Annotated in this window: 23 protein-coding genes and 2 tRNA genes; 3 read left to right on the top strand and 22 right to left on the bottom strand. The window is 71.8% G+C overall.

Annotated features, from left to right (window positions below; all coding sequences use genetic code 11):
- Positions 1-23: 23 nt before the first annotated feature.
- The 5 genes from ACWD5Q_RS18170 to leuS form a co-directional block, all read right to left on the bottom strand.
- Positions 24-806: a hypothetical protein gene (locus ACWD5Q_RS18170; protein WP_451428013.1), complete on the bottom strand. Its 783-nt coding sequence runs from the start codon at positions 804-806 to the stop codon at positions 24-26.
- Positions 807-949: 143 nt separating this feature from the next.
- A complete protein-coding gene (locus ACWD5Q_RS18175; RefSeq protein ID WP_451428014.1) occupies positions 950-2029 on the bottom strand; it encodes a helix-hairpin-helix domain-containing protein in 1080 nt (359 codons plus the stop codon).
- Between the two features lie 229 nt (positions 2030-2258).
- Positions 2259-3104: a DegV family protein gene (locus tag ACWD5Q_RS18180; RefSeq protein ID WP_451428015.1), complete on the bottom strand. Its 846-nt coding sequence runs from the start codon at positions 3102-3104 to the stop codon at positions 2259-2261.
- Positions 3105-3176: 72 nt separating this feature from the next.
- Entirely contained in the window at positions 3177-3947 is a 771-nt protein-coding gene (locus tag ACWD5Q_RS18185) for a hypothetical protein (RefSeq protein ID WP_451428016.1), read from the bottom strand.
- A 310-nt stretch (positions 3948-4257) separates the two neighbouring features.
- Entirely contained in the window at positions 4258-7140 is a 2883-nt protein-coding gene (gene leuS, locus ACWD5Q_RS18190; protein ID WP_451428017.1) for a leucine--tRNA ligase, read from the bottom strand.
- Positions 7141-7613: 473 nt separating this feature from the next.
- Here leuS and ACWD5Q_RS18195 point away from each other — a divergent pair, with 473 nt between their 5' ends.
- Both ACWD5Q_RS18195 and ACWD5Q_RS18200 read left to right on the top strand, forming a co-directional pair.
- A complete protein-coding gene (locus tag ACWD5Q_RS18195) occupies positions 7614-8912 on the top strand; it encodes a cytochrome b/b6 domain-containing protein (protein WP_451428018.1) in 1299 nt (432 codons plus the stop codon).
- Complete coding sequence (locus tag ACWD5Q_RS18200; RefSeq protein WP_451428019.1) at positions 8913-10526, top strand: NADH-ubiquinone oxidoreductase-F iron-sulfur binding region domain-containing protein; 1614 nt, start codon at positions 8913-8915, stop codon at positions 10524-10526. It begins immediately after the preceding gene.
- Positions 10527-10694: 168 nt separating this feature from the next.
- On the opposite strand, the gene ACWD5Q_RS18205 is transcribed toward ACWD5Q_RS18200, so the two are convergent.
- The 10 genes from ACWD5Q_RS18205 to ACWD5Q_RS18250 all read right to left on the bottom strand — a co-directional run bounded on the left by ACWD5Q_RS18205 (position 10695) and on the right by ACWD5Q_RS18250 (position 16251).
- Positions 10695-10767, bottom strand: a tRNA-Ala gene (locus tag ACWD5Q_RS18205).
- Between the two features lie 181 nt (positions 10768-10948).
- Entirely contained in the window at positions 10949-11182 is a 234-nt protein-coding gene (locus tag ACWD5Q_RS18210; protein ID WP_016643127.1) for a hypothetical protein, read from the bottom strand.
- 3 nt (positions 11183-11185) lie between these two features.
- Positions 11186-11359, bottom strand: coding sequence for a hypothetical protein (locus tag ACWD5Q_RS18215; RefSeq protein ID WP_451428020.1), 174 nt, complete (start codon positions 11357-11359; stop codon positions 11186-11188).
- A gap of 428 nt (positions 11360-11787) precedes the next feature.
- Positions 11788-11860, bottom strand: a tRNA-Ala gene (locus ACWD5Q_RS18220).
- 120 nt (positions 11861-11980) lie between these two features.
- A complete protein-coding gene (locus ACWD5Q_RS18225) occupies positions 11981-12649 on the bottom strand; it encodes a histidine phosphatase family protein (protein WP_451428021.1) in 669 nt (222 codons plus the stop codon).
- Positions 12646-13101: a ribosome silencing factor gene (rsfS, locus tag ACWD5Q_RS18230; protein ID WP_451428022.1), complete on the bottom strand. Its 456-nt coding sequence runs from the start codon at positions 13099-13101 to the stop codon at positions 12646-12648. Before rsfS ends, ACWD5Q_RS18225 begins: the two co-directional genes overlap by 4 nt.
- 108 nt (positions 13102-13209) lie before the next feature.
- Positions 13210-15000 (bottom strand): LCP family protein, encoded by a 1791-nt coding sequence (locus ACWD5Q_RS18235; protein WP_451428023.1) that lies wholly within the window; start codon positions 14998-15000, stop codon positions 13210-13212.
- A gap of 16 nt (positions 15001-15016) precedes the next feature.
- Complete coding sequence (gene nadD / locus ACWD5Q_RS18240) at positions 15017-15679, bottom strand: nicotinate-nucleotide adenylyltransferase (RefSeq protein ID WP_451428024.1); 663 nt, start codon at positions 15677-15679, stop codon at positions 15017-15019.
- Positions 15680-15757: 78 nt separating this feature from the next.
- Positions 15758-15916 (bottom strand): hypothetical protein, encoded by a 159-nt coding sequence (locus tag ACWD5Q_RS18245; protein WP_451428082.1) that lies wholly within the window; start codon positions 15914-15916, stop codon positions 15758-15760.
- A 182-nt stretch (positions 15917-16098) separates the two neighbouring features.
- Positions 16099-16251 carry a hypothetical protein gene (locus ACWD5Q_RS18250; protein WP_451428025.1) on the bottom strand — a complete coding sequence of 51 codons (153 nt, stop codon included), beginning with the start codon at positions 16249-16251 and terminating at the stop codon, positions 16099-16101.
- A 122-nt stretch (positions 16252-16373) separates the two neighbouring features.
- On the opposite strand from ACWD5Q_RS18250, the gene ACWD5Q_RS18255 reads away from it, so the two are divergent.
- Positions 16374-17579: a M48 family metallopeptidase gene (locus ACWD5Q_RS18255; protein WP_451428026.1), complete on the top strand. Its 1206-nt coding sequence runs from the start codon at positions 16374-16376 to the stop codon at positions 17577-17579.
- 118 nt (positions 17580-17697) lie between these two features.
- Here the strand turns inward: ACWD5Q_RS18255 and ACWD5Q_RS18260 are convergent, their stop codons facing one another.
- The 7 genes from ACWD5Q_RS18260 to ACWD5Q_RS18290 all read right to left on the bottom strand — a co-directional run bounded on the left by ACWD5Q_RS18260 (position 17698) and on the right by ACWD5Q_RS18290 (position 26504).
- The gene (locus tag ACWD5Q_RS18260; RefSeq protein ID WP_451428027.1) at positions 17698-18765 is read right to left on the bottom strand and encodes an SCO2583 family membrane protein; all 1068 of its coding nucleotides are present in this window, start codon (positions 18763-18765) and stop codon (positions 17698-17700) included.
- Between the two features lie 225 nt (positions 18766-18990).
- Positions 18991-19590, bottom strand: a complete 600-nt coding sequence (locus ACWD5Q_RS18265) for an SCO2584 family spore wall biosynthesis protein (RefSeq protein ID WP_451428028.1) — start codon at positions 19588-19590, stop codon at positions 18991-18993.
- Positions 19591-19710: 120 nt separating this feature from the next.
- Positions 19711-20997 (bottom strand): glutamate-5-semialdehyde dehydrogenase, encoded by a 1287-nt coding sequence (locus ACWD5Q_RS18270; RefSeq protein WP_451428029.1) that lies wholly within the window; start codon positions 20995-20997, stop codon positions 19711-19713.
- 61 nt (positions 20998-21058) lie between these two features.
- Positions 21059-21544, bottom strand: coding sequence for a hypothetical protein (locus ACWD5Q_RS18275; RefSeq protein WP_451428030.1), 486 nt, complete (start codon positions 21542-21544; stop codon positions 21059-21061).
- Positions 21545-21688: 144 nt separating this feature from the next.
- Complete coding sequence (proB, locus tag ACWD5Q_RS18280) at positions 21689-22849, bottom strand: glutamate 5-kinase (RefSeq protein ID WP_451428031.1); 1161 nt, start codon at positions 22847-22849, stop codon at positions 21689-21691.
- A gap of 145 nt (positions 22850-22994) precedes the next feature.
- Positions 22995-24191, bottom strand: coding sequence for a glycosyltransferase family 2 protein (locus ACWD5Q_RS18285; RefSeq protein WP_451428032.1), 1197 nt, complete (start codon positions 24189-24191; stop codon positions 22995-22997).
- 213 nt (positions 24192-24404) lie between these two features.
- Positions 24405-26504, bottom strand: coding sequence for a hypothetical protein (locus ACWD5Q_RS18290; protein WP_451428033.1), 2100 nt, complete (start codon positions 26502-26504; stop codon positions 24405-24407).
- Positions 26505-26715: the final 211 nt, after the last annotated feature.

The following is a 26715-nucleotide window of genomic DNA, read 5'->3' on the forward strand; positions in this document are numbered from 1 at the left end:
CAGTTCTACCGGGGCTCCGCTCCTCATGTCCGGCGAAACCACAGCTCGCGGCTACCTTGACAAACCCCACCCACCCACAAACTGAACGGCCTTGGGTCTAGCCCGTCGGTCGCCGCACGCAGCCCGGCCCGCATCCGTCCCGCCCACCGTTGTGCTCCGGACGGGCCGCTCACGACCCGGGGCGGTGCGTCCCGTACGCGCACCACGGCGGCGATCCCATCGCTTCCGGTCAGCGTGGGTGCCAGCGAGGCGGTGACCCGCACCCACGTGGAGGGCAGCAGAGCCAGCCACGGGGACCGCTCGGCTCCCTCGGCGACATCCGTCGAACCGGGCGAGGCCGCACGGGTGTTCAGGTCGACGACCATCAGCACCGGTGTCCGGGTCTGCACCACGGTTCCGTCCGCCTTCGTCAGCCGCCGGACCTCCCCGTCGAGCAGCACGGCGGTCGGCGTCGGGTGGTCTCCAGTGATCCTGGGCCTGGTGAGCCGTGGATCGGAGGCGACCTCGATGTCCGCGGTCACCTCGGCGTGCCGACGCGCGAGGGCGGGAACCGGTCCCCTCCGCAGATCCGCCGCCTGCAGCCCGGCGGAAGCCCCTGCGGCGGCGACGCAGAGCAGCGCCGCCGCGACGGACACCGCCGACCATGAGCCCCGGGCCCGGCGACCGCCCCCGGCCTCACCCCTGCGCGCCGCCAGCAGTCCTCCGGCCACGGCGAGGGCGACGACCACCACACCGGTGGCCCATCCACCCGGGGCGCCCAGGGCCCAGGCGGCCGCCGCCCAGGCTCCCGCCGCGGGAACCGCCAACCGTAGATCCGCCGGCCCCTCCTGGCGCGGGTGTGCCTCCCCGAGCCCGCTGGGGGCCGCCTCGGACACGGCCGGCGGAGCGGGGCCGCGCGGCTCGCTCAGGGGTGCCGTCGGCCTGTGTGCGCGGTGGTCCTCCGGCGGCCTCATGGCCGGACGAGCTTCCGCAGGTCGGCGAAACGGCGCTGGCCGATGCCGTTGACGTCGCGGAGTTCGTCGACCGAACGGAATCCGCCGTGCTGGGAGCGGTAGTCGATGATGTGCTGGGCCAGCACGGGGCCCACCCCGGGCAGTGTGTCGAGCTGGTCCACGGTCGCCGTGCTGAGCGAGACCGGACCGGCGGGTGCCGTGCCGCCCGTCGAGCGGCCGGTGGCCCCGGCCGCCGAGTCCGGGCCCGGCGCGGGTGCGGGGCCGCCCACCACGATCTGCTCGCCGTCCGCCAGAAGGCGGGCACGGTTGAGGCCGTCGGTGTCCGTGCCGGGGCGCGCTCCGCCCGCCGCGCGCAGGGCGTCCGCGACCCGGGACCCGGCCGGGAGCCTCAGCAGCCCCGGTGTGCGCACCTTGCCGGCGACGTCCACGACGACCGTCGCACCCGCCGGCCCGATGCCGCCCGCGGGCCGGGCGCCGGGCGACGCCGTGGGCTCCGCCGGCCGCCTGGCTCCGGGTGCGTCGGGCGCTCCGTTCGCCGCCGCCCGTACCACCTCCGGGGCCCGTACCTGCTGCGGGCGGCCGGACCAGAAGTGCTGCGCGGCGAAGACCACGGCCACCACGAGCAACACCCCGAGCGCGGCCACGCTCCTGCGCTCCAGGCCGCACCTCGACTGCAGCCACAGCGGCATCCGCTCGCGCAGGGCCGGACCGAACCGCTCCCGCCACACCGTGCCTGTCGCCGGGCGCGCAGGACCGTCGCCCGCGGGGGCGTCCCCGCCCCGGACCATCGGGGCGTCGAGGTCACCGGCCGCCGGGGAGCTGAGACCACCGGCTTCCGGTCGCTCCGCCGGGTGCACCCTCGGTGGCCCGTTCCCCCCTGTCCGCCCGTCCGTCGGTGCCGGGGCGAAGAGCGCCTCCGCGCGCAGGCGCAGTGCGTCGGCCGAAAGGGTCTTGCGGTGCCCCCTCGGACGTCCCCGCGCGGGGTGCGGGCGGTGACGTGTCCGACCGTCGGAGCCGGGGCCGCGGCCCGGACCGCTGGTGGGGACGACCGTGCGTGAACGTGATCGAAGTGCCATACGCCGAGGATCGGGCAGACCGCCGCCCTCGCGTTGATCTTGGTCAATTCCCGGGGATTACTCGCCCGTTGTGGATAACTCCGTCACCCACACGATGGACAGACAGCGCCCCACACACACGATCCACGGACCCACAGGACCGACAGGACCGACAGGACCGACAGGACCGACAGGACCGACAGGACCCACAGGACCGACAGGACGGTCAGGACGGTCAGAACGCGGGCAGTCAGCGCGGCGACACCACGGCCCCGACCAGGCCGGGCCCGGTGTGCGCCCCAATCACCGCGCCGACCTCGCTCACATGCAGATCGACCAGACCGGGCACCCGTGCGGTCAGACGGTCCGCGAGGGCCGACGCCCGTTCGGGGGCGGCGAGATGGTGGACCGCGATGTCGACCTGTCCGCTGCCCGCGCGCTCCGCCACGATCTCCTCCAGGCGGGCGATCGCCTTGGACGCCGTGCGCACCTTCTCCAGCAGTTCGATGCGTCCGCCGGTCAGCTGCAGCAGCGGCTTCACCGCGAGCGCCGAGCCCAGCAGCGCCTGTGCGGCCCCGATCCGGCCGCCCCGCCGCAGATAGTCCAGCGTGTCGACGTAGAAGTAGGCGGAGGTGTCCGCGGCCCGCTTCCGGGCGGCGGTGACCGCCTCGTCGGCCGTCCCCCCCGCCTCCGCGGCCTCCGCGGCGGCCAACGCGCAAAAACCGAGGGCCATCGCGACCATCCCGGTGTCCACCACCCGTACCGGCACCGGGGCGTTGCGCCCGGCCAGCACGGCGGCGTCGTACGTTCCGGAGAACTCGGAGGACAGGTGCAGCGAGACGATGTCGCTCGCGCCTGCCTCGGCGGCCTTGCGGTAGGTCTCGGCGAACAGTTCGGGGCTCGGCCGTGACGTGGTGACGGACTGTCGCTTCTGCAGGGCCTCGGCGAGGGAGCGGGCCGAGATCTCGGTCCCCTCCTCGAGCGCCCGGTCCCCCAGGACCACCGTGAGCGGCACCGCGGTGATGCCGTGGCGCTCCATCGTCCGCGGCGGCAGATAGGCCGTTGAATCGGTGATGACAGCGACATGGCGGGACATGAGCTGGAGGTTACCTGCCGGAACCCGCGGGGGGCAGTCCGGCCCATCCGACCTGGTCGTACCTTGGCGGAATCATGTGGTGCTCTCGGGTCGGGGCTTCCTCTGCCAGGGGTACGCGGGCCGCTGCCCGGGCGGGGTGAGAGAGGGCCGGGAGGGCCTGGCCGACTCGTGCGCCGCACGGGACTCGGGGGTCTCCGGCCAGGTCTGGCCGCCCGAGGCCGCGGCCTCGGGCTCCGGTGCCTCCGGCCAGGGCGTGGCGGACGGTGCCGGCCGCTCCTCGGTCCAGTGGCGCAACGCGCCCGCCTCCACGTCGATCTGCGCGCGCAGCGTGTCGAGGTCGTCGTCGGCGAACCGGCGTGCCCGGTCGTGTGCCGCCCAGCGCAGCGCGTCCGCGGACCGTGTGATCCGCTCGGTGCGCTCGGTCAGGTCGGGCAGCCGGGAGGCGAGCGTGCCCCGGTCCGGTTCGGTCTCCAGGCGTCGCAGCTCGGCGTCCAGTTGGCGTCCGTGCGCGCTGAGGCGCTCGAAGAGGCCCAGCGACTCCTTCAGCGACTCGTCCTCGGCGACCCCCGCGTGCAGCGCGTCCTGCGTGGCCCGCATCGACGTGCGCAGCGTCAGTCGGAGCTGGGCGAGTTCACCGGCCGGACCCGGTTGGGCGAGGGTTCTGGCCCGCAGGGTGGTGTCCTCGACCGTGCGCCGGGCCTGCGCGATCGTACGGTCCACGCCGCGTTTGGCCGCGCCGACCGCTTTCACCGTCGCATACACCCCGAGCACGACGCACAGCACGAACAGGAGCGCGATGACGGTCAAAACGACTTCCACGACGCTCCTCCTCCGGCCGGCCATGACGGTGGCAGCACTGTTCTTCCACGGTAAACGCAGCGGGCAGGTCCAGGGTTCCGTCTGAACCCCGAACCTGCCCTTAGGGAACTACCCCGACATCAGCGACACCGCCGCCGGGACCGGTGTCCGGGCCGTCCCGGTGACCGTCGTGAGCCGCCCGGGACGCCGACCGCCGACCCGCGACCGGGCCGCGACAACCCGCCCGGCCGGCAGCCGTACCAGCCGGCCACGCGACCGACCGGCAGCCACGCCCACCAGCAGCCCCACGCCGACCGCCGACCCGACCGACCGGCAACGCGACGGACCGCCGCCGCTACGCCGTGACGATGTTCACCAGCTTCGGCGCACGCACGATCACCTTGCGGATCCCGGCACCGCCCAGCGCGGCGACCACCTTCTCGTCGGCCAGCGCCGCCTTCTCCAACTCCTCGTCGGAGATCGAGGGGGGAACCTCCAGGCGCGCCTTGACCTTGCCCTTGATCTGGACCACGCAGGTCACGGTCTCGTCCACGACGTACGCCGGGTCGGCGACCGGGAAGTCCCGGTGGACGACCGTGTCTCTGTGGCCCAGCCGGCGCCACAGCTCCTCGGCGATGTGCGGGGCCAGCGGCGCGATCAGCAGCACCAGGGACTCGGCGACCGAACGCGGCACCGCCCCGCCCGCCTTGGTCAGGTGGTTGTTCAGCTCGGTGATCTTGGCGATGGCGGTGTTGAACCGCAGCCCCTCCAGGTCCTGGCGCACGCCGTCGATCGCCTTGTGCAGCGCGCGCAGGATGTCCTCGTCGGGCTCGGCGTCGACGACGGTGGCCTCGCCGGTCGTCTCGTCGACGACGTTGCGCCACAGCCGCTGCAGCAGCCGGAACTGGCCCACCACCGCGCGCGTGTCCCACGGCCGCGACACGTCCAGCGGGCCCATCGCCATCTCGTACAGGCGCAGCGTGTCGGCGCCGTACTCGGCGGCGATCTCGTCCGGGGTGACCGCGTTCTTCAGGGACTTGCCCATCTTGCCCAGCAGGCGGGTGACCTGCTCGCCCTGGTAGTAGTACGCGCCGTCGCGCTCCTCCACCTCGGCGGCCGGCACCGCGATGCCGCGGCTGTCGCGGTAGACGTAGGCCTGGATCATGCCCTGGTTGAACAGCTTGTGGAACGGCTCGGGCGACGAGATGTAGCCCAGGTCGAACAGGACCTTTGACCAGAACCGCGCGTACAGCAGGTGCAGCACGGCGTGCTCGGCGCCGCCGACGTACAGGTCGACACCGCCGTGCGGCATGCCCTCGCGCGGCCCCATCCAGTAGCGCTCGATCTCCGGGTCGACCAGCTTCTCGCTGTTGTGCGGGTCCAGGTAGCGCAGCTCGTACCAGCAGGAACCGGCCCAGTTGGGCATGGTGTTGGTCTCGCGGCGGTACTTCTTCGGTCCGTCGCCCAGGTCCAGGGTGACGTTGACCCACTCCTCGTTGCGCGACAGCGGGGTCTCGGGCTGGGTGTCGGCGTCGTCCGGGTCGAAGGTGCGCGGCGAGTAGTCCTCGACCTCGGGCAGCTCCAGCGGCAGCATCGACTCGGGCAGCGCGTGGGCGACGCCGTCCTCGTCGTAGACGATCGGGAAGGGCTCGCCCCAGTAGCGCTGGCGGCTGAACAGCCAGTCACGCAGACGGAAGTTGACGGTGCCCTGGCCGATGCCCTTGCGCTCCAGCCATTCGGTGATGCGCGCCTTGGCGTCGACGACGTTCAGGCCGTCCAGCGACACCGCCTCGCCGGAGGAGTTCACGATCTTCGCGTCGTACGCGACGAAGGCGTCGTCCCAGGCGGAGGGGTCGGTGCCGCGGCCGTCGGTGGGTTCGACGACACAGCGCATCGGCAGCTCGAAGGCGCGCGCGAAGGCGAAGTCGCGGCTGTCGTGCGCCGGGACGGCCATGATCGCGCCGGTGCCGTAGCCCATCAGCACGTAGTCCGCGATGAAGACGGGGATCTTCTCGCCGCTGACCGGGTTGACGGCGTACGCGCCCGTGAAGATGCCGGTCTTGTCCTTGGCCTCGGCCTGCCGCTCGACGTCGGACTTCGAGGCGGCCTGGGCGCGGTAGGCGGCGACGGCGTCGGCGGGCGTGGCGTGGCCGCCGGTCCACACCTCGTGCGTGCCCTCGGGCCACGCGCCGGGGGTGAACTTCTCGACCAGCGGGTGTTCCGGCGCCAGCACCATGTAGGTGGCGCCGAACAGGGTGTCCTGGCGCGTGGTGAAGATCGTGACGGCTTCGCCGTCGATCGGGAAGTCGACGCGGGCGCCTTCGGAGCGGCCGATCCAGTTGCGCTGCTGCAGTTTGATGGCCTCGGGCCAGTCCAGCTCGTCCAGGTCCTCCAGCAGCCGGTCGGCGTAGGCCGTGATGCGCATGTTCCACTGGCGCAGCTTGGCCTTGAAGACGGGGAAGTTGCCGCGCTCGGAGCGGCCGTCGGCGGTGACCTCCTCGTTGGCCAGGACGGTGCCCAGGCCGGGGGACCAGTTGACGGGGGCGTCGGAGGCGTAGGCCAGGCGGTACTCGCTCAGGACGTCGGCGCGCTCGGCGGCGCTCAGCTCGTTCCACGCGCGCGTGGTGCCCGGGATCGCGCGCTCACCCGACTCGAACTGGGCGATCAGCGCGGAGATCGGGCGGGCCTTGCGGGCCTCCTCGTCGTACCAGGAGTTGAAGATCTGCAGGAAGATCCACTGGGTCCACTTGTAGTAGTCCGGGTCGATCGTGGCGAACGACCGGCGCTTGTCGTGGCCCAGGCCCAGCCGGCGCAGCTGCGCCTTCATGTTCGCGATGTTGGCCTCGGTGGACACGCGCGGGTGCGTGCCGGTCTGCACGGCGTACTGCTCGGCGGGCAGGCCGAAGGCGTCGAAGCCCAGGGTGTGCAGGACGTTGTGGCCGGTCATGCGCTGGAACCGGGCGAAGACATCGGTGGCGATGTAGCCCAGGGGGTGGCCCACGTGCAGGCCCGCACCGGAGGGGTACGGGAACATGTCCATGATGAACTTCTTGGGCCGGGCGACCAGCTCCGGGTCGCCGGCCAGGTCACCCTTGGGGTTCGGCGCCTCATAGGTGCCCTCGGCGTCCCAGAAGTCCTGCCAGCGTGCCTCGATGTCGGCCGCCATGGCGGCCGTGTAGCGGTGCGGCGCGGCCTCGGCCGACGCGGCGGCGGTGGCAGCGGGGTTCGTCTCGCTCATGATCCTTAAAGCTCCATCGATCGTCTCTGCCGGCGGCTGTGACATTGCAGGAAACGAAAAATCCCCTCGCACAGGAGGGGACGCCGCGCCGATGCCGACCATCCGGTGCACCGGTGGTCGGGACTGATCAGCGCGGCCCGCTAAGCAGAAGGCGCACGGCACGCATGGCGCCAGGGTACCCCAGCGTCCGTGCGTGTCGCGACGGACCCGAGGCGGCGCACCCGGGCGCGAAGGCGGCTGAACCCAACGCGGGACAGAACCGTACTCAGTCACCGACGGTCAAGTGGTGAAGGTCCCGAGAAGCTGAACAAAGCTCAACCGTTACGTCGCGTAACAGCAGCTAATCGGACATCACTACCGCCCTGTTGCCCCTGGATGACAACGCAATGACTCAAACCTCGTACCGACCGGTATGGAGCCCCCTAGAGTGCGGCAGCGGGACCGCCTTCCCGAAACTGTTCGGAGTTGCCCCCATGAACCCTCCACGTAGCAACAGCTCGCTCCCCCGGACGGGCCGCTCGGCCTACGGCGTGGCGTCGGCTGTGGTACTCCTCCTCATACCCGTCATCGTGCTGGCCGGCGGAAACGCAGTCCGGGACTTCCTCAATTTCGGAGCGGGCGTCCTCTCGCTCGTCTCCCTGAGCTGCTCGGTGATCTGGGGGCTCGTCGCCCAGGACCGGATCTTCCTCAACATCCGTCAGCGGATCGTGGCGCAGGCCGTGCACCGGACGACCGCGGTGGCCTCGGTCGCGTTCCTCCTGGTGCACATCACGGTCAAGCTGGCACTCGACCACACCGTGCTGATCGCCGCACTGATCCCCTTCAGCCTGGGCGTCAGCGGCTCGGCCGGGCTCATCGGCCTCGGCTCCCTGGCCGGACTGCTCATGATCTTCGTCGGGGTCACCGGCGCCCTGCGCAGCAACTTCGCCTCCCCGGCGCCGGTCGCCGCGCGCTGGCGGGCGATGCACATGCTGGCCTACCCGTCCTGGTGCGCCGCACTGATCCACGGCCTGTACGCGGGACGCGCGGCGAAACCGTTCTTCATGGTGTCGTACGAACTGTGCCTGCTCGGGGTCATGGCGGCACTGGGCCTGCGCGCGGCCCCGCGCCCGTTCAAGCGCAAGGTGGCCGACCGGATCTTCGCGGTCATCGGGACCGCCGACCGGCCGGGACGCGACGAGCTGGACGCCAGCCGCGCCCGCAACGCGGAGGCCGCCGCGGCCCTGGGGGGCTTCGGAGCGCGCCCTGCGGGCCGTGCCGGCACCGGCCTGATCCCTCCGCAGCCCTCCGCGCCCCGCTACGAGGCCCCTCCGGCCCGCGCCATGACCCCGGAGCCGGGCGGCGGCTTCGCGGCCGCCTACCGGGCCGTGTCGGGCACCCCGGCCGCACCGGGCCCGATGACGCCCGCCGCACCCCTGGGCATGGACCTGCCCCTGGGCACGCAGGCCACGGAGTCGATGCCCCGCGTCGGCGGAGCGGGCAGCACCTCCGGGAGCTGGCCGGTCCCCTCGCCGCCGCCCGTCGGCGAGGCGCCGCGCTCCGCGTACGACCCGCTCCAGGACACCGGCTACACCGTCCCGTCCTATGGCAATGCGGGATACGACGGGTACGGCGCGAGTGAAATGTTCAACACGGGTGAGACGAACGCCGCCTATGGCACGTACAACTCGAACAACACGTACAACACCGGTTCCGAGACGGAAACGTTTCCCGGCGCCTATGACGCGCCGGGGGCCGGCGAACCCTGGAACGCGCCTTCCGGAGGTTTTTAAGTGAATGAGGCCCTGCCCGACGTCCCAGAAGTGCGCGTGGTCGGACTTCCGCAGCTCACGTCGGGCTTCGACCTTGTCGAGCGACTCGACCTGGCGATGCACCTCAAGGTGCACGGCCCGCTCGAACCGATGGGCGGCGAGCAGCTCGCACAGCTCGCCGAACAGATCTCCCTGAAAGGGCGCGGTGGCGCAGGCTTCCCCTTCCACAAGAAGCTGCGGTCGGTCGCCGAGTCGGCGATCCGCAGGGGCGTCCGGCCGGTGGTGGTCGTCAACGGAAGCGAGGACGAACCGGCCTGCCGCAAGGACACGGTGCTGATCAACCGTGCCCCGCACCTCATCCTGGACGGCGCGCTGCTGGCCGCCGAGGCCCTCGGCGCCCGGCAGCTCGTGGTCGGCGTGACCCGGGCCTCCACCGAACGCTCGATGGAGCAGGCGCTGGCCGAGCGCGGCCTCAGCGACCGGCGCGGCGCGCCCCTGCGCGCGCGCGTGCAGCGCAATCCGGTGCGCATGGTCACCGGCGCCGCCGCCTCGCTGATCCGCTCCATCGACGGCGGGCCGGCCATCCCGCCCGGACGCAAGACCAGCGCCTCGCAGAGCGGCGTGGGCGGCGCACCCACCCTGCTGTCGAACGCGGAGACGTTCGCCCAGCTCGCGGTCGCCGCGCGGATCGGCGCGGAGCGCTACTGCAACACCGGTCTGTACGACGAGCCCGGCACCGTCATGCTCACCGTCTCCGGTGCGGTCCACCGCCCGATGGTGATCGAGGTCCCCACGGGCGTGCCGCTGCGGTACGTGCTCCAGCTCGCCGGCGCCCCGCCGGTCCCGCAGGGCGTGCTGACCGGCGGCTACCACGGCAAGTGGATCGACGCGGCGACGGTCGACGAGGCGATCGTCTCGCGCAACTCCCTGGACGCCGTCGGCGGCTCGCTCGGCGCCGGCGCGATCCTGCCCCTCGGCCAGGAGACCTGCCCGCTCGGCGAGTCCCTGCAGGTGGCCAAGTGGCTGGCGGAGGAGAGCGCGGGCCAGTGCGGCCCCTGCTACCTCGGGCTGCCCGCCGCGGCGCGCGGCTTGGAGGACATCCTGAGCGGCGGCGGTCCGGCCGCCCTGGAGGCCCTCAAGCAGGTCGCCAAGGCCGTGAAGAGGCGTGGTGCCTGCTCGCACCCGGACGGCTCGGCGATGTTCCTGGAATCGACCATCAAGGCCTTCACGGACGACCTGGCGGCGCACGTCCTCGGCAACGGCTGCGGCCGGCCCGTGGAGGGCGTACTGCCGCTCTTCGAGGGCGGCCGGGCCCCCACGGGGATCTCGGGCGGCGGCCAGGCCGCACCCGAGGCGGGCGCCAGCCGGCAGAAGATCTACGTCGACTGGACGCTGTGCCGAGGTCACGGACTGTGCGCGGACATCCTCCCGGAGGTCTTCGAACTGGGGGCCGACGGCTTTCCGACGGTCGCCCAGGCGCCGGTGCCGCGGTATGCGGAGGCCAAGGCGCTGCGGGCGGTGCGCCGCTGCCCCGCGCTCGCGCTGCGGATCGAGGAGGACACCCGCTCGGCGCCGCCCCGCAGCAACCTGCCGGTGCTGTCGCAGGGCCGCGGACGCCGCGCCCTCGGCCGCTGAGACGCCGGCACCGACCGCGCCGACACCGACGGCGGGCCGCCCACCTCGGGGCAGCCCGCCGTCGGCGTTCCACAGGCCCAGCCGGCCTACCCGTTCTGCCGGCGGCGTTCTCTGGGCCCACACGACGAAAGCGGCCCATCCGACCGGATGGACCGCTTTCAACTCCTGTGGAGCTAAGGAGAATTGAACTCCTGACCTCCTGCATGCCATGCAGGCGCTCTACCAACTGAGCTATAGCCCCTCGTGGCCATGCGGCGGAGCCGCATGTTCCCCGTGTCGCCCGGTTTCCCCGGCGGCGACGCCAACATTACACGGTCCACCGGGTGAAACACCAAATCGTTTCCGTGGTGCACGGGGACGCGGGCCGGCCCCCATTCCGCGGCCGTCCCCGCCCGCCGTGGGTCACGCGCGGCGGGCCCCGGTCAGGCCGTGGCGAACGAGTAGAAGCGTTTGAGTGTGCAGTGCTCGTCGAGGAGGCGGCCGTAGATCGGCTCGCCCTCCAGCTCCCGGTACGTCTCGATCGGGTCGCCTTTTATGATCAGCGCCCGCGCGCATTCCTCGCACCAGTACTGGTAGTCCGGGTTGACCGGCTCCATGTCCCGGACGATCGGCGTGCCGCTGCCGCACCAGTCGCACTTCCGCCTGTGTGCTCCCATGGATCAGCTCCAGATGTGGCCGCAGGCCGTGCACACGTAGGAGATGCCGCCGTTGTCGCCGAGGACCTGGGCGACATGGGACGAGCCGCAGGAAGGGCAGTCGAGGGGGGTGGCATTCCGAGGTGTCACCGTCAGTGCGGGAAGATCGTGGACCTCCCCGCGGATGCTCGCAGGCATCGCTACTCCCTCCCGTCGGGCCGCTCCCCCTGCCGGCCGTTTGATTCTGCCACGGCCGGACCAATACGGTCAGCGACGCCTTCGTACCAGTCCGGACACGGCCCCGGCATGACCGTCGCGGCCGGCGCGTACGTGCCTATGAGGAGCGCGTCCGAAGAGGTATACGCCCCGGGGCCCCAAGTGACTCAAGCCGGTTCGACAACAGTGTGCCGGGGGCCGCGCCCCGATCGGCCGTCCGAGCCGGGTGACCGCCGCGTCCCTCCCTGTCTCATCGGTGAAGTGACGCCGGATCAGGCCGGGCCTGCGGAGTCGCTGCCGGTATGAGCTGTGGCGCAGCCCTTACCGGGAAATCCAGCAACGAAAAATCCCGCCCCTCGTGGGACGGGATCTTCTGTACCGATCTTCGACAACTCAAGAGTGCCGGTCTGTGGAGCTAAGGAGAATTGAACTCCTGACCTCCTGCATGCCATGCAGGCGCTCTACCAACTGAGCTATAGCCCCTCGCGTCCATGCGGCGGAGCCGCATGGTGTTTCGCCCCGCTCGGCGGGGCGAACAAGAAGAACTTTAGCCTGCGACCTGCCGGAAAGTGAAATCCGGGTCCCGCGCCGGGTGAGGCGGTGTCAGACGTCGTCGCCGAGGACCGGTTCCGGCAGGGTGCCCGCGTTGTGCTCCAGGAGACGCCAGCCGCGCGCGCCTTCGCCGAGGCACGACCAGGAGCAGTTGGAGAGACCGCCGAGGCTCTCCCAGTGGCGGGCCTCCAGGCCGAGCAGACGGCCGATGGTGGTGCGGATCGTCCCGCCGTGGCTGACCACCACGAGGGTGCCGTCCTCGGGGAGTTTCTCGGCGTGCCGCAGCACCACGGGGGCGGCGCGGTCGGCGACCTCGGTCTCCAGTTCGCCGCCGCCCCGGCGGACGGGCTCACCGTGCTTCCAGGCCGCGTACTCGTCGCCGAACCGGGCGATGATCTCCTCGTGGGTCAGCCCCTGCCAGACGCCCGCGTACGTCTCGCGCAGGCCCTCGTCGAGGGTGATCTCCAGGCCCGTGAGCGCGGCCAGCTCGGCGGCGGTGCCGACGGCACGCCGCAGGTCGGAGGCGACGATGGCGTCCGGCTTCAGGGAGGCGAGCAGGCGGGCGGAGCGGCGGGCCTGGCCGACGCCGGTCTCGGTCAGCTCGACGTCCGTGGAGCCCTGGAAGCGGCGCTCCACGTTCCACGCCGTCTGGCCGTGGCGCCACAGGATGAGGCGGCGGCCACGGCCCTTTCTGCCGGTCTCGGCGCCCGGGGCGGTCACCGCAGTTCCCCGCCCAGCTCGGCGTTGAGCGCGGCTTCCCCGGCGGCCTGCAGCCGGGTGTGCTCCTCGGCCTTGCCGCGGGTGGCCTGGGCGTCGGCGGGCAGCTCCAGCTCGGGGCAGTCCTTCCACAGCCGCTCCAGGGCGTAGAAGACGCGCTCCTCGCTGTGCTGCACGTGCACGACGATGTCGACGTAGTCCAGCAGGATCCAGCGGGCGTCGCGGTCGCCCTCGCGGCGCACCGGCTTGGCGCCGAGTTCCTTGAGCAGCCGCTCCTCGATCTCGTCGACGATCGACTTGACCTGGCGGTCGTTGGGCGCGGAGGCCAGCAGGAAGGCGTCCGTGATCGACAGCACATCGCTGACGTCGTAGGCGATGACGTCGTGCGCGAGCTTGTCGGCGGCCGCCTGAGCGGCGGTGTTGATGAGCTCCAGAGAGCGGTCCGTGGCGGTCACTACAAGGCTTTCGGTCGGCGGTCAGTGATACCTCAAGGGTCTCACGGACCGCCGACAGCACCCCAGGTGATTACCGCAGCGCACCCCGCGCCCGGGGTGTGGCCCGCGTCACGAGGTCGCCTTGTAGTTCTGGCCGAGGACGACGGAGACGTCGGCGTTCGTGGTGACCTTGCCCTTCTGCACGGCGCTGGTGGGCAGGCCCAGGGTCTTGGCGACCTCGATCGCGTTCTGCTTGTCGCCGTCGTCGGCGTAGGTGATCCGGGACACGGCCTGGGCGGCCTGGGTGCCGCCGTCGACGACGGTGTAGCCGCCGTTGTCGAGGACGACGCGAGCCTGCTCCGCGGTGGCCTTGGTGCCGGTGGCGTTCTGGATGCCGACCCGTACGGCGTCGCCGGTCCGGGGGGTCTTCACGGTGCCGCCGAGCAGGGTCTTGACCACGCTGTCGGTGGCGTTCTGGCTGATGGTGCCGTCGGACTGGACCGGTAGCAGCACGGTCTTGTACGCGCCCTCCTTGGCGCGGTCGGCGAGCTTGGCGAGGAAGCTGCCGAGGTCCTTGTCGGTCAGGGGCGGGTCGAGGATCTGGGCGAGCGTCTGCACAGAGGTCGTGGCGGCCTGCGGGTCCGAGGACAGCTTGCGCAGCACGCCCTGCATCACCTGGCCGAACCGCTCCAACTGGGCGTCCTGGGACTCGCCGGCGGCGCGGTAGGTGGCGTAGGCGACGGCCATCTTCCCGCTGAGGGTCTGATCCTGCCCCTTGTGGACGAGGAGGGAGCCGCTCTTCTTCTTGGTGTCGGGGTCGGGAACGTCGGCGTTGGTGGTGACCTCGATGTTGCCGACGAGTTCGACGAGGTTGTCGAGGTACGGGGTGTCAAGGCGCCAGGAGCCCTCGATGTTGGTGCCCAGGGCGGTGTCGATGGCGTCGCTGGTGCCGGAGGAGCCGTCGTCGGCGACCGACTTGGCGAGGGTGGTCGTGGAGCCGTCGTCGGAGGTCAGCGCAAGGGAGTTGGGCAGCAGGACGGTGACGCCCTGCTTGAGGGTGGTGTTGTCCACGAGCAGCGCGGTGGAGGTGCCGCCGCCCTTGGTGTTGTGCAGGTGGACGACGAGCACGTCGCGGTTCTGGGCGCCGGTGGCCGTGGCCGTGGCGGGCTTGCCGCCGGAGGAGGTGCCGGGCAGCAGGCCCGCGAACCAGAGGTAGCCGACGCCGCCGACGGCGGCCAGGGCGAGGACCACGACGAGGGCGACGATCCGGCTGCGCGCGCGGCGCTTGGCCTCCTCGCGGCGCTCGGTGCGGTTCTCGGTGAACTTCAGCCAGTCGATGACGTCTTCGGAGTCGCCGTCGGGCTCCTCGGCGAAGGCGAACTGACCGGAGCCCGCGTCGCGGTCGCCGTGCGGCTCCTCGGGGGCGGCCCCGGACCGTTGCGCCGTGCCGCCGTCGGTGAAGCCGGCCGGGTCGTCGTGCCTGCGGTCGCTGTCGGCCGGACCCGCCTGCTGGGGGATGTAGGCGGTCGGCTCGGCAACACGCGGCTGGTGTCCGCTGGTTGAGGCCGGGCCGTACGGGTCGTAGCCGCCGGCCGTGGTGGTGCCGTAGGGGGCGTAGGAGTCGTACGAGGCGGTGGGCTGCTGTGTGCCGGTGTCGTGGGGGGACACGGGCTGCTGCTGGCCGTGGGTGTACGGCGGCACGGGCTGCTGGGAGCCGCTCGCGTAGGGGTCGTAGCCGTAGCCCTGGGGCTGCTGGTGGCCCTGGGGCTGCTGGTGCTGCTGGTACTGCTGCGTGCCGTGGGGGTCGTAGCCCTGCGGGGTGCGCTGCGTCGGCACCTGCTGGTACACAGGCTGCCCGAACTCGTCGTAGCCGACGAGTTCGTACTGGTCGCCCACGTACCCGTCGTATCGGTCGTTCACCGGTGCCCCTCTCGGCTCACTCGCCGCGGTACAGCTGCCGTTTGTCGATGTAGCGCACCACGCCGTCCGGCACCAGATACCAGACGGGTTCGCCTTTGGCGACTCTCGCACGGCAGTCTGTGGACGAGATGGCGAGCGCGGGCACCTCGACCAGCGAGACGCCGCCCTCGGGCAGGCCGGGGTCGGCCAGGGTGTGGCCGGGGCGGGTGACGCCGATGAAGTGCGCGAGAGAGAACAACTCGTCCGTGTAGCGCCAGGTGAGGATCTGGCTCAGCGCGTCGGCACCGGTGATGAAGAAGAGGTCGGTGTCGGGGTTCAGCGCCTTCAGATCACGCAGGGTGTCCGTGGTGTAGGTGGGGCCGCCGCGGTCGATGTCGATGCGGCTGACCGAGAACTGGGGGTTCTCTGCGGTCGCGATGACCGTCATCAGATAGCGGTCCTCGGCCGCGGAGACCTTGCGGTCGGTCTTCTGCCACGGCTGGCCGGTGGGCACGAACACCACCTCGTCGAGATGGAACTGCGCGACGACCTCACTGGCCGCGACGAGGTGCCCGTGGTGGATCGGGTCAAACGTTCCGCCCATGACGCCGAGTCGGCGCTTGCCGGGGTTCGACGGGCCGTTGCCGGGTCCGGGTCGCGTGCCCTTCGCCAAACCGGTGGGCATGTGCTGCTCTCCCATGCGTGCAGACCCTACCGGCCCGGCCGGTACCGGCGGACGGCCCCCGGCGGGCGGCCGGGGCCGGGGCCGGTGCCGGACTCAGCGGTCGCGGTTGAAACGGGTGGTGATCCACAGCAGCAACAGCAGGATGACGAGGGCGGCGCCGCCCGTCATGAAGGGGCTGAGGCTCGCGTGGCGCTCGGTCTCGCCCTCGGCGAGGGTGGCCAACTGGGCAGCGGTGCTGTGGAAGCTCATCATCGGCTGAACCTATCCGGTGTGGGCGGGATAAAGACGTCGGTTCATCGTATGCGGGTGCCGTCGCGCCGCTCACGCCGACTCCGCCGTTTCGGGCCGGCTGCGGCGCCGGTACGGGGCCTGCCCCACCGGGGGCCGTCCGCCGGCGGGGCGCGGCACGCGGGTGGCCGTGCGCCCGCCGGCCGTCACTTGCGCTTGTAGCCGCGCAGCAGGAACCACGCGGTCAGGACGCAGCCGAGGATCATGACGATCAGCACGACACGGAGCAGGTTGCCCGGGCCCTGTCGATCGGCGGCCTGAGCGGCCTCGGTGAGCCAGGCGGCGGAGATGTGCTCCATGGGATCGCTCCTTAGGGTGTGCTGCCCTGCCACGGTATCTCCGCCTAGGCTGGACTCCGTCTCGGGGGCACATAGGGTCGCGCGGTGCGTCGTCGGACACAGGGCGGTGCACCATCAGACACATGGGGGAACACATGTCCGACGAAGGTTTTGAGCAGAACGCGTCCGGCCACGAGCACGGCACCGTGCCGAGCAGGCGGCGCAGGCGTTTTCCGGGGATCTCCTCGCGCGCGTACGAACACCCGGCGGACCGTTCGGCCCTGGTGGCCCTGCGCAAGCTCAGCGGCTTCGACACGGTCTTCAAGGTGCTCAGCGGTCTGCTGCCCGAGCGGAGCCTGCGGCTGCTGTTCCTCTCCGACTCGGTACGGGTCTCGGACGCGCAGTTCACCCACCTCAACGACATGCTGCGGGACGCCTGTTACATCCTGGACGTGGACAAGGTCCCGCCGATGTACGTCACGCAGGATCCGCAGCCGAACGCGATGTGCATCGGCCTGGACGAGCCGATCATCGTCGTGACCACCGGGCTCGTGGAGCTTCTGGACGAGGAGGAGATGCGGGCGGTCGTCGGCCACGAGGTCGGGCACGCGCTCTCCGGTCACGCCGTCTACCGGACCGTCCTGCTGTTCCTGACCAGTCTCGCGGTCCGGGTCGCGTGGATCCCGCTGGGCAACCTCGCGATCATGGCGATCGTGACCGCGCTGCGGGAGTGGTTCCGCAAGTCGGAGCTGTCGGCCGACCGGGCCGGGCTCCTGGTCGGGCAGGACCTCAAGGCCTCGATGCGCGGGCTGATGAAGATCGCGGGCGGGAACCATCTGCACGAGATGAACGTGGACGCGTTCCTGGAGCAGGCCGAGGAGTACGAGGCCGGGGGCGATCTGCGCGACTCCGTGCTCAAGATCCTGAACGTCCTGCCGCGTACGCATCCCTTCACCGCGGTCCGCGCGGCCGAGCTGAAGAAGTGGGCCGGCTCCCGTGACCACCAGCGGATCATGGACGGTCACTACGCGCGGCGCAGCGAGGACGGAGACACCTCGGTGTCGGACTCCTTCCGGCAGTCGGCGGCCCACTACGCGAGCGAGGTGAAGCAGTCCAAGGACCCGCTGATGAAGCTGGTCACCGATCTGGCGGGCGGCGCGGGCGACCTCGGGGGCCGCGTACGGCGCGGCTTCTCGGGCTTCGCGAGCGGCGCCGCCAAGGACACGCCGCGCGACCGCGGCGAGAGCCGTGACGGCGACGGCGAGGGCCGTGACCACAGCGGCGAGCCCGGCGGCACCCGCCCGAACGACGACCACCCGGACGACGACGCCGGGAACGGCAAGGGCTGAGCCGAAGGCGCGGGCGCGGCTCCGGCGTCCGCCGGTGCCCTGGCCGCCCGGCCCCCGCGCGGGCTCCCGCCGGGGACCCGGCGCGGCTCCTGGCCGCCCGCGCGGGTCTCCCCCGGCGTCAGACCTTCGGCTCCGCGTCCGAGGACAGGGTGCCGCACAGAGCCGTGGCGCTGTTGGTCTCGTACGGGTTCGTCCCGGCCGGTGCGCCCGCCTTGGCGGTCTGGCCCGCGAGGAGCGGACGGAGGCGGTCCGCGGTGTTCTCCGCGCACGCGAGCGGGCCCGCCTGGACGGAGGAGGTGAGCAGCTCGGCCTGGTGCGTCCGCAGGTCGTCGCGGTCGAAGCGGAAGGTCAGCTCGCGCCGCACGGTGACCAGCGAGGCCTTCGCCTTCGGGGCCGCGCCGGTCGGCTTCACCGCGTAGACGAGGATGTGGTCGGCGGTGACCTCCAGCGCGTCGGAGGTGGGCTCCACCGCCTCCAGCGTGCCCTCGACGCGGATCCGGTGGTCGGCGAGCTGCACGCGCGCAGGGTCGAATCGGACGAGCCAGCCGGTGGGCGAGTGCCGCCCGTCCGCGACCGGGCGGTGGAAGCTCTGGTCGAACTGTTCGAGCTGCTCGGGGGCGACCAGCACGCGTACCGCACGCACGGCGTCGCCGGTGAGGACGTCCGGGTCGAGCGAGGACTCGACGAGGTAGTCCTTCGCGATGGTGACGGCGGCGACGACCTGGCTCTCGGAGAAGTGCGCGGTGCGCCGGACGGCGGGCAGGGTGAAGCCCTCGGCGCCGATACGGAACCGGGCGGCGGGGCTGTGGTCGTACAGGGTCTCGGGGTCCGTGGCGCCGGGCACGGCGGACTGGGGGGCGAGCGGTGTCACCGTCATCCGCAGCGGCTCGACGAGCTGGGCCTTGGGCGCCTGGTAGGGGTGGCGCACTCCCATGTAGAGGGCGGTGCCGAAGGCGAGCGCGATCAGCAGGACGAGGACCAGCGCCTGCCGGGGCAGTCCGCGGCGCAGCGCCGGGCGGCGGCGTACGGCCGGGGCGTGGTCGGCGATCCGCTCCCGTGCGGAGTACTCCTGGAGACGGGCAGCACGGACGAACGACTCGTCGAACACGACGGATCGGTACTCGTCCTCGCCACCACCGGGAGCACCCTCGGGCGTCCCCTCAGGTGGGTCTCCAGGCCCGCCCATACCTTCAGAGTAGGTCTCCCGGAGGCCGGGTAAACGCCCTGGTACAGGACAACTTCTGACAGGTTCTCACCAAGTTTTCAAACGGGTGCCGCATGGATGCCGGACCTCGGTGAGCGGGGCACCGGACGGTTCGCCGGCGGGGTGCGGGGCCGGTCGCCGGCAGGGCGTGCGACGCCTGCGCGGGGCGCCTGCGGGCCCTTCGCCACCGTACGCCGTAGCGCTCGCTCAGGGTGTCCGTGGTGCGGCCGAGAAAGCCGGCGGCGAGGAGTTCGCGGAGGCCGGGGGGCTCGTGCCCGCGCCTGTCTCCTGGCCCTGTTCCAGACCCGTCGTGGCGGGCGGCGGGACCTCCTGGCGGCCTGCGGACCCGCCCCGGTAGACCGCGGTGAAGGCCAGCGCGACCATGCCTATGCCCATCACGAGGGCGAGCATCCAGGCCACCGGACGGTGCCAGCGGGCGCCCTTGCCGTAGGGCCTGCCCCAGCCCCCCCATGGGCCGTAGCGGCCTTCCAGGACCTCCGTGTCGTCGTCCAGGTCCCGGTGGTGACCGAAGGAGGCGCCCTCGGGGCCGAATCCGTCCTCGTAGCGGTCGTCGTCGCCGCGTGCGCCCCGGCCGCGCGCCCGGCGCGCGGCCTCCTGAGCGTCCGCGCGGCCCTGTGCGGCGGCGAGGAGTCTCTCCACGGCCGTCGGCTCGTGGACCACGGCCGCCCGTACGAAGGCCTCGTCGAAGACCACGGAGGCGAACTCTTCGTCCATACCTCCGCGGTCGCGGTCGTCGTCGGGCTCCCGGCCGTCAGCGAACGGCGTGCCCCCCACGTCCTCCGGCACGGATCCAGAGTAGACCTGGGGGGTCAATTTGGGCAGACGGCAAGGACATTCATCCGCCTGGCGAGACGCGACGCACAGATGGTTGCCGGAAACAGCGGACGGCCGTGACTGAGCGCTCGCTCAGCGCCGTACATGCCCGTCGCCGGTGACGATGTACTTGGTGCTGGTCAGCTCCGGCAGCCCCATCGGACCCCTCGCGTGCAGCTTCTGCGTGGAGATGCCGATCTCCGCTCCGAAGCCGAACTGGCCGCCGTCGGTGAAGCGCGTCGAGGCGTTCACGGCGACCGTGGTCGAGTCGACCAGTCGGGTGAACCGGCGGGCGGCCTGCTGCGAGGTGGTGACGATGGCCTCGGTGTGACCGGAGCTCCACAGCCGGATGTGCTGCACGGCCCCGTCCAGGGAGTCCACGACCGCGGCGGCGATGTCGTACGAGAGGTACTCGGTGTCCCAGTCCTCCGGCGTGGCCTCCACCACCGTGGCCCGGGAGTCCTTGGCGTACGCCAGCACCCGGTCGTCGGCGTGGACCGTGACCCCGGCGTCCGCGAGGGCGTCCAGGGCGCGCGGCAGGAACGCGGGGGCGATGTCCTGGTGGACGAGGAGCGTCTCGGCGGCGTTGCAGACGCTCGGCCGCTGCGCCTTGGAGTTGATCAGGATGTCGACCGCCATGTCGATGTCGGCCTCGGCGTCGACGTAGACGTGGCAGTTGCCGGTGCCGGTCTCGATCACCGGGACCGTGGACTCCTCCACCACCGTGCGGATCAGGGAGGCGCCACCGCGCGGGATGAGCACGTCGACCAGGCCGCGGGCGCGCATCAGCTCGCGCACCGACTCACGGCTCTCACCGGGGACGAGCTGGACGGCGTCGGCGGGCAGCCCCGCGCCGCCCACCGCGTCACGCAGGACCCGCACCAGGGCGGCGTTCGACTCGTACGCGGAGGACGAGCCGCGCAGCAGCACCGCGTTCCCGGACTTCAGGCACAGCGCGGCGGCGTCGACCGTCACGTTCGGCCGGGCCTCGTAGATGATGCCGACGACACCGAGCGGAACCCGGACCTGGCGCAGGTCGATGCCGTTGGGGAGGGTGGAGCCGCGGACCACCTCGCCGACCGGGTCGGGCAGCGCGGCGACGTCCCGCACGTCGGAGGCGATGGCGCGGATCCGCTCGGGCGTGAGGGTCAGCCGGTCGACGATCGCCTCGCTGGTGCCCGCCTCGCGGGCCTTGGCGATGTCCCTGGCGTTCGCCTCGACGATCTCACTCGTACGGACCTCCAGCGCGTCCGCGATGGCGAGCAGCGCGTCGTCCTTCTCGGCCCGGGGCAGCGGCGCGAGCTCGGCGGCAGCCCCCTGGGCGCGGTAGGCGGCCTGGCCGACCGGGGACATGGAGTCGTACGGCGAGAGCGTGGTCATGAGGGAAGGGTAGTGCGCCGGGCACGGCCGGCCGGCGTATGTCCCACACCCCGAGACGCGCTCAGAACGGGTGGACTCCCACCGGTGTCACCCGCGCCGGCCCGTGCCCCTCGGCGACCCGCTGGTGGTAGGTGTCGCGGTCGATGACCTCCAGGCCGACGATCTCCCAGGGCGGGAGTCCCGCGGTCCGTCGGTGCTCGCCCCACAGGCGCAGCGCGACCGCGGCGGCGTCGTGCAGGTCACGGGCCTCCTCCCAGTAGCGGATCTCCGCGTGGTCGCCCGCGTAGCGGCTGGTCAGCAGGAAGGGATGGTCGTGGGCGAGCTGTTCGAGGGCGCGCCGCACCTCGGCCGGCGGCGCCTCGTCCCCGGCGAGACTGAGCGTGACATGCCACAGACGGGGGACGTCACCGGGCCCGTCGCGGGTGTCGCCGGCCGTGACGCTGGTCAGTGCGCGCTCCTCGCCCGCCGCACAGGAAGAGCCGTCGCGAACGGTGCCGGAGGTGCCACGGCCGCGGGACGCCGCCGCCCCAGGGCGCACTCGTCTCACGACGGCCTCCTTCGCGGTGCTCGTGTGCCGCGCTCGTGCGGAATGGGTACCCGAGACACAGTTGAGCAGGCCGCACGGGTCCGCGGGGCGGTTTTACGGAACGTCCCCCGCTGGACGGGGCCGCGGGACGGGCCGTTCGAGCCGTTACGGGTGCAGGAGGGCCAGGTCGTCGCGGTGGACGACCTCGCGTTCGTAGGCCGGGCCCAGTTCGCGTGCCAGTTCCCGGGTCGAGCGGCCGATCAGCCGGGGGATCTCCTTGGCGTCGAAGTTCACGAGCCCGCGCGCCACCGCCCGTCCCCGGCTGTCGCGCAGTTCCACGGGGTCACCGGCGGTGAACTCGCCCTCGACCGCCGCGATGCCGGCGGGCAGCAGCGATGTGCGGCGCTCGACGACCGCGCGCACGGCCCCGTCGTCGAGCGTGAGCGCGCCCCGCGGGGTGGAGGCGTGCTGCAGCCACAGCAGCCGGCCGGCGGAGCGTTTGCCGGTCGCGTGGAAGTACGTGCCGGTGTCGTGGCCCGCGAGGGCGTCGGCGGCGTGCACGGCGGAGGTGAGCACCACGGGGATTCCGGCCGCCGCCGCGATCCGGGCCGCCTCGACCTTGGTGACCATGCCTCCGGTGCCGACGCCCGCCTTGCCCGTGCTGCCGATCTCCACGTGCGCGAGGTCCTGAGGTCCTCGTACCTCCGCTATCCGCGAGGTGCCGGGCTTGCTGGGGTCCCCGTCGTAGACGCCGTCCACGTCGGACAGCAGGACCAGCAGGTCGGCGTGGACGAGGTGGGCGACGAGCGCGGCGAGCCGGTCGTTGTCGCCGAAGCGGATCTCGTCCGTGGCCACCGTGTCGTTCTCGTTGACGACCGGGAGCGCGCCCATCGCAAGGAGCTTGTCGAGGGTGCGGGAGGCGTTGCGGTGGTGGGCGCGGCGGCTGGTGTCGTCGGAGGTGAGCAGCACCTGGCCGACGCGGATGCCGTGACGGGCGCAGGAAGCCGCGTAGCGGGCCACCAGCAGGCCCTGGCCGACGCTGGCGGCGGCTTGCTGCCGGGCCAGGTCGCGGGGGCGGCGGCGCAGGCCGAGGGGGGCGAGGCCGGCGGCGATGGCGCCGGAGGAGACGAGGACGATCTCCTTGTCTCCCCCGCCCGCCCGTCTCCCGCCGGCACCTCCGGCCGAGGCCCTTCGGGCCGCCCCCTGCATGCGGTGTCTGGCGAGGACGTCCACGAGGGCGTCGACGCGGTCGGCGTCGAGCCCGCCCGCGGCCGTGGTCAGCGAGGACGAGCCCACCTTGACGACGATCCGGTGGGCCTCGCTCACGGCCCGCCTTGCCCCTGCCACCTTGGTCTCTGTCCCCTCGCGTCGCTGCGGCTGCCCCGCACCGCAATCTACGCGAAGGGGGCCGGGCGCCGCGCATCGGTCCAGTGGGCGGACCACCGGGGAGTGACCGGGGGTTCACGCCGGGTCAGGCCGCGCGGCGCGCCTTCAGCACCTTTCGGGCGGCCTTGCGCAGCCGCGGGAAGCGGACCCGCGTCATCGGCTTGAACGCCTCGATCGTGACCGTCTCGCGGGTCGTCGGTACGAACCAGTCGTCCGGGAGTCCCGCCGCGCGGTCACGGAAGTGCGGGTAGGCGAGATACACCGCGCGGGCGCGCGGGTCCAGGTGGGCGGTGGGGGCCTTCTTCGCCTTGAGGAACCGCACGACGTCGACGAGCAGGTCGGCCCGGCCCCGCGCCACCAGGTGCAGGCGCAGCCGCTCGTTGACCTTCAGCCGCCGGGCGATGCCCTCGTGCCAGTACGCGTCCATCAGCGGCTCGGCCAGCCGAAGCTTGTCGGCGCGGACCTCCTCGCTGTCCGTCAGGAAGACGGGGCCGAACTGCGGCAGCAGGGTGATGAGGTAGGGGCGCAGCATCAGGGAGTCGCGGCGCGGCCCGGCGGGCACCATCTCGGCGATCAGCCGCATGAGGGCGCGGGCGGAGTCGAAGCGCAGGGAGTAGCCGCCGCTCTTGGTGACGTGCTTGCCGTCGTCGCGTCCGACCAGGTAGTAGCAGACGTAGTCGGAGATCACGGAGATGCCGTCCGCGCGGAGGTACGCCTCCATCGTGAACAGGGCGTCCTCGCCGGTCTTGAGCGACTCGTCGAACCGCATGCCGTGCCGGGTGAGGAGCTCGTGGCGGAAGAGTTTCTGCGCGCTCAGCGTGAACTTGATCTGCGACGAGAAGACGTCGGTCCGCGGCAGGGTCTTGCCCCACATCGACTTCGGGGCGGTGCGGTTGACGCCGACGACCTTGCCGAGGACGACGTCCGTGCCGTGCTCGTCGGCCATGGCGACCATGCGCTCCAGCGCCTCGGTGCCGAGCCGGTCGTCCGCGTCGAGGAAGAAGACGTACCGTCCGCGCGCCTTGCCGAGGCCGACGTTGCGGGGGCCGCTGGGGCCGCCCGAGTTCTCCTGGTGGATGACCGTGACCGTCATGGGGGCCCGCTCGGCGAACTCGTCCAGGTAGTCCGCGGTCCCGTCCGTCGAGCCGTCGTCGACCGCGATCACTTCGATGCGTGACGGGTCGAGGGTCTGGTCCTCGACGGACCGCAGGCACTCGACCAGATACGGCATCGCCTCGTACGCCCCGATGATCACGCTCACATCAGGCTGCGCAACGGTCACTTCTCCCCCTCGCCACGGGATCTCCCCGTATCGCGTCGATCGCTTGACCACAAGACGGCCACCGTCGTACGGGGGTTGCCTCTGCCCGAAGGTTTCGTGGCACAGGTCACATGATGAACAGACTGCAAACACCGTATGGGACTTCGGTAAGAAACAGGAAAGGGCCCGGTGACCGAGAAGTCCTCGGTCACCGGGCCCGGCGTCCCGCCGCGGTCAACCCGTGACGGCGTCGTTCGTCTGGTCGTCCGGTGCCGTGCGCTGGCTGGGCAGCGCGTTCGCAACCCCGGTGACGGCCGCCCGCGTGCCGGCCTCCTGACCGCGGTTGCGGGCGTCGGCCTTCTGCGCGAGGTGACGCACCGCGGTGTTGAACTGCTCCATGGACGTGGGCTCGTCGGGCCCGAGCAGATACCGCTTGAGCTCCTGGCGGTCGGCGGCCAGCGGGTCGGCCTCCGGCGCGCGCACGGCGGCCAGCAGCTCGGGCAGCTCGCGCGCCGAGTTCGACAGGATCACAGCCGCGCGCACCGCGGTGTTCTGCAGCTTGAACTCCTCGGCGCCCAGCTCCGCGGAGTCGGTGACGGCGTACGGCTTGCCGCTCGCGATGAAGTCGGAGACCACGCTGGAGATGTCCGAGACCATGGCGTCGGAGACGTTGAAGCAGTCGTACAGGCGCGGCTCGGCACCCGTGATGACGCGGTGCTCTCCGCTGCCGTAGGAGCGCCAGTAGGCGTCGTTCCAGTCGGCGCGCAGCCGGCCGATCTCCTCGTGCTTCGCGACGTCGACCACACCGTCGCGGGTCGCCTCGGCCTCGTCGCCCTTGTCCCCGGTGGATCCGGCCAGTTCGGCGAGGCGGGCCTCGATGCGCAGCAGTTCGGCCTTGGCCTGCGTCTGGGCGGCGGCGTCCGCACGGAAGCGCGGGTCGGCGGCGCGCTCGGCGCCGGCCTTCTCGATCAGGGCGGTGATCCGCTGGTGGGCGGCGGCCGCCTTGGCGCTGCGGCTGCCGGTGAACGGGTGCGGCTTGTACAGGACACGGACCGGCGGGTCGGCCTGGACCAGGGTGCGGACGACGTTCTCGCCGGCCAGCAGGATCGAGGTGTTGCCCGGGTTGTCGTCCCAGCCCTCCCAGGTGGGGGCGTAGAGGATCGTCGGGATGCGGTCCTCGGACACGCCTCGCGCGGGCTGGATGGGCGCGAGCTGCGGGCGGCCGACCTCGACGATGTCGTCGTCGCGGACACCGACGTCGGCGATGGCGTAGCGGTCGCGGCCCGCCCGGCCGGCGGTCCACACCTCGTCGTACACCTTGCTGAACGGGTTGACGCTGGCGAGCTTGTCGCTGTCGCCGTGGCCGATGAAGACGTGCTTCATGGTGGGCACGCGCAGCATGTGGATGTTCTTGCCCACGTTCGCCGCGTACAGCGCGACCCGCACCGTGGACAGGTCCATGTTCATCAGGTGCACCCCTCCGGGCACGCAGATGACGGGAACCGTGGTGGGCGCGAGGTTCTGCAGGATGACGCGCTCGCGGAGGAGGACCAGCGGACGGGTCTCAAGCCGCTCCATCGTCTCCAGCCACATGTTCACCTGGTACGCGGAGTCCTTGGAGCCGGAGAAGTACAGCACCGTCTCCGGGCGGTACTCGCGCAGCCAGCCGTCGACCGCGGCGAGCACCTGCTCTGCCTTGGGCGGGGACTTCTTGCCGCGTGCGTAGGGGGCGAGCGCGGCGACGTAGAGGAAGGCCAGGGCCAGGGTGACCGCGGCGCCCGCGAAGCCGTAGACGGTGTCGCCCGTGGCCGCCGTGACCAGCAGGCCGGCGACCGCCACGAGGTCGAGGTGGAGCATCTTCTCCGCGGCGCGGTTCAGCAGGCCCCGCGGCGGGGCGTCCGGGATGCGGATCCGTGAGCCGAGGTCCACGTTACGGGTGGCGACCGGCATCCGACGGCGGTTGCGGATCAGCGTCACCAGGGCGCCGTGCGGGGCCTGGAAGGCGTAGAAGGCGAGGAAGGACCCGATCCCCACGTAGAAGACCAGGTCCGCGAGGGGGGCCCGGGCCAGGAGCAGGACCAGCAGCAGCTGCCGGATCAGGAACCGGATGGACAGACCGGCCCGCACCTTGCTGAGACGACTGACCAGATGGCTGCCGCGCCGGTGCAGATAGTGGTCCGCCAGGTATGTCACTGCGGCCGCGGCCGCGAAGACACCGACGCTCGGGAGGAGCGCGGCCAGCATGAGCACGGGGTAGCCCAGCATCATGAGGGCCGCCGCGGCCAGCTCGGCCGCACTGCCCACCCGGGCAACGCGTATAGCGGTGGAAATCACGGAGGAACCTGCTCTTGGAGAGGGAGTGCCGGTGGTAAGGAAAGATAAAGCGCTTCGAAAAGCAGTGAAAGAGATGGAAAGAATCCCGGACAAGGGGCCTGGAAAGGGTCTCGGAATGGAAACCGGAAAGGAATGGTTCCGGCATTTCCGGTCCGGAGCTCTACGGCTCAGGCCCCTGTGCCCGCGCATTCGCCGCGCCGTCACAGAGGCC

The organism is Streptomyces sp. NPDC002513, from assembly GCF_053595355.1.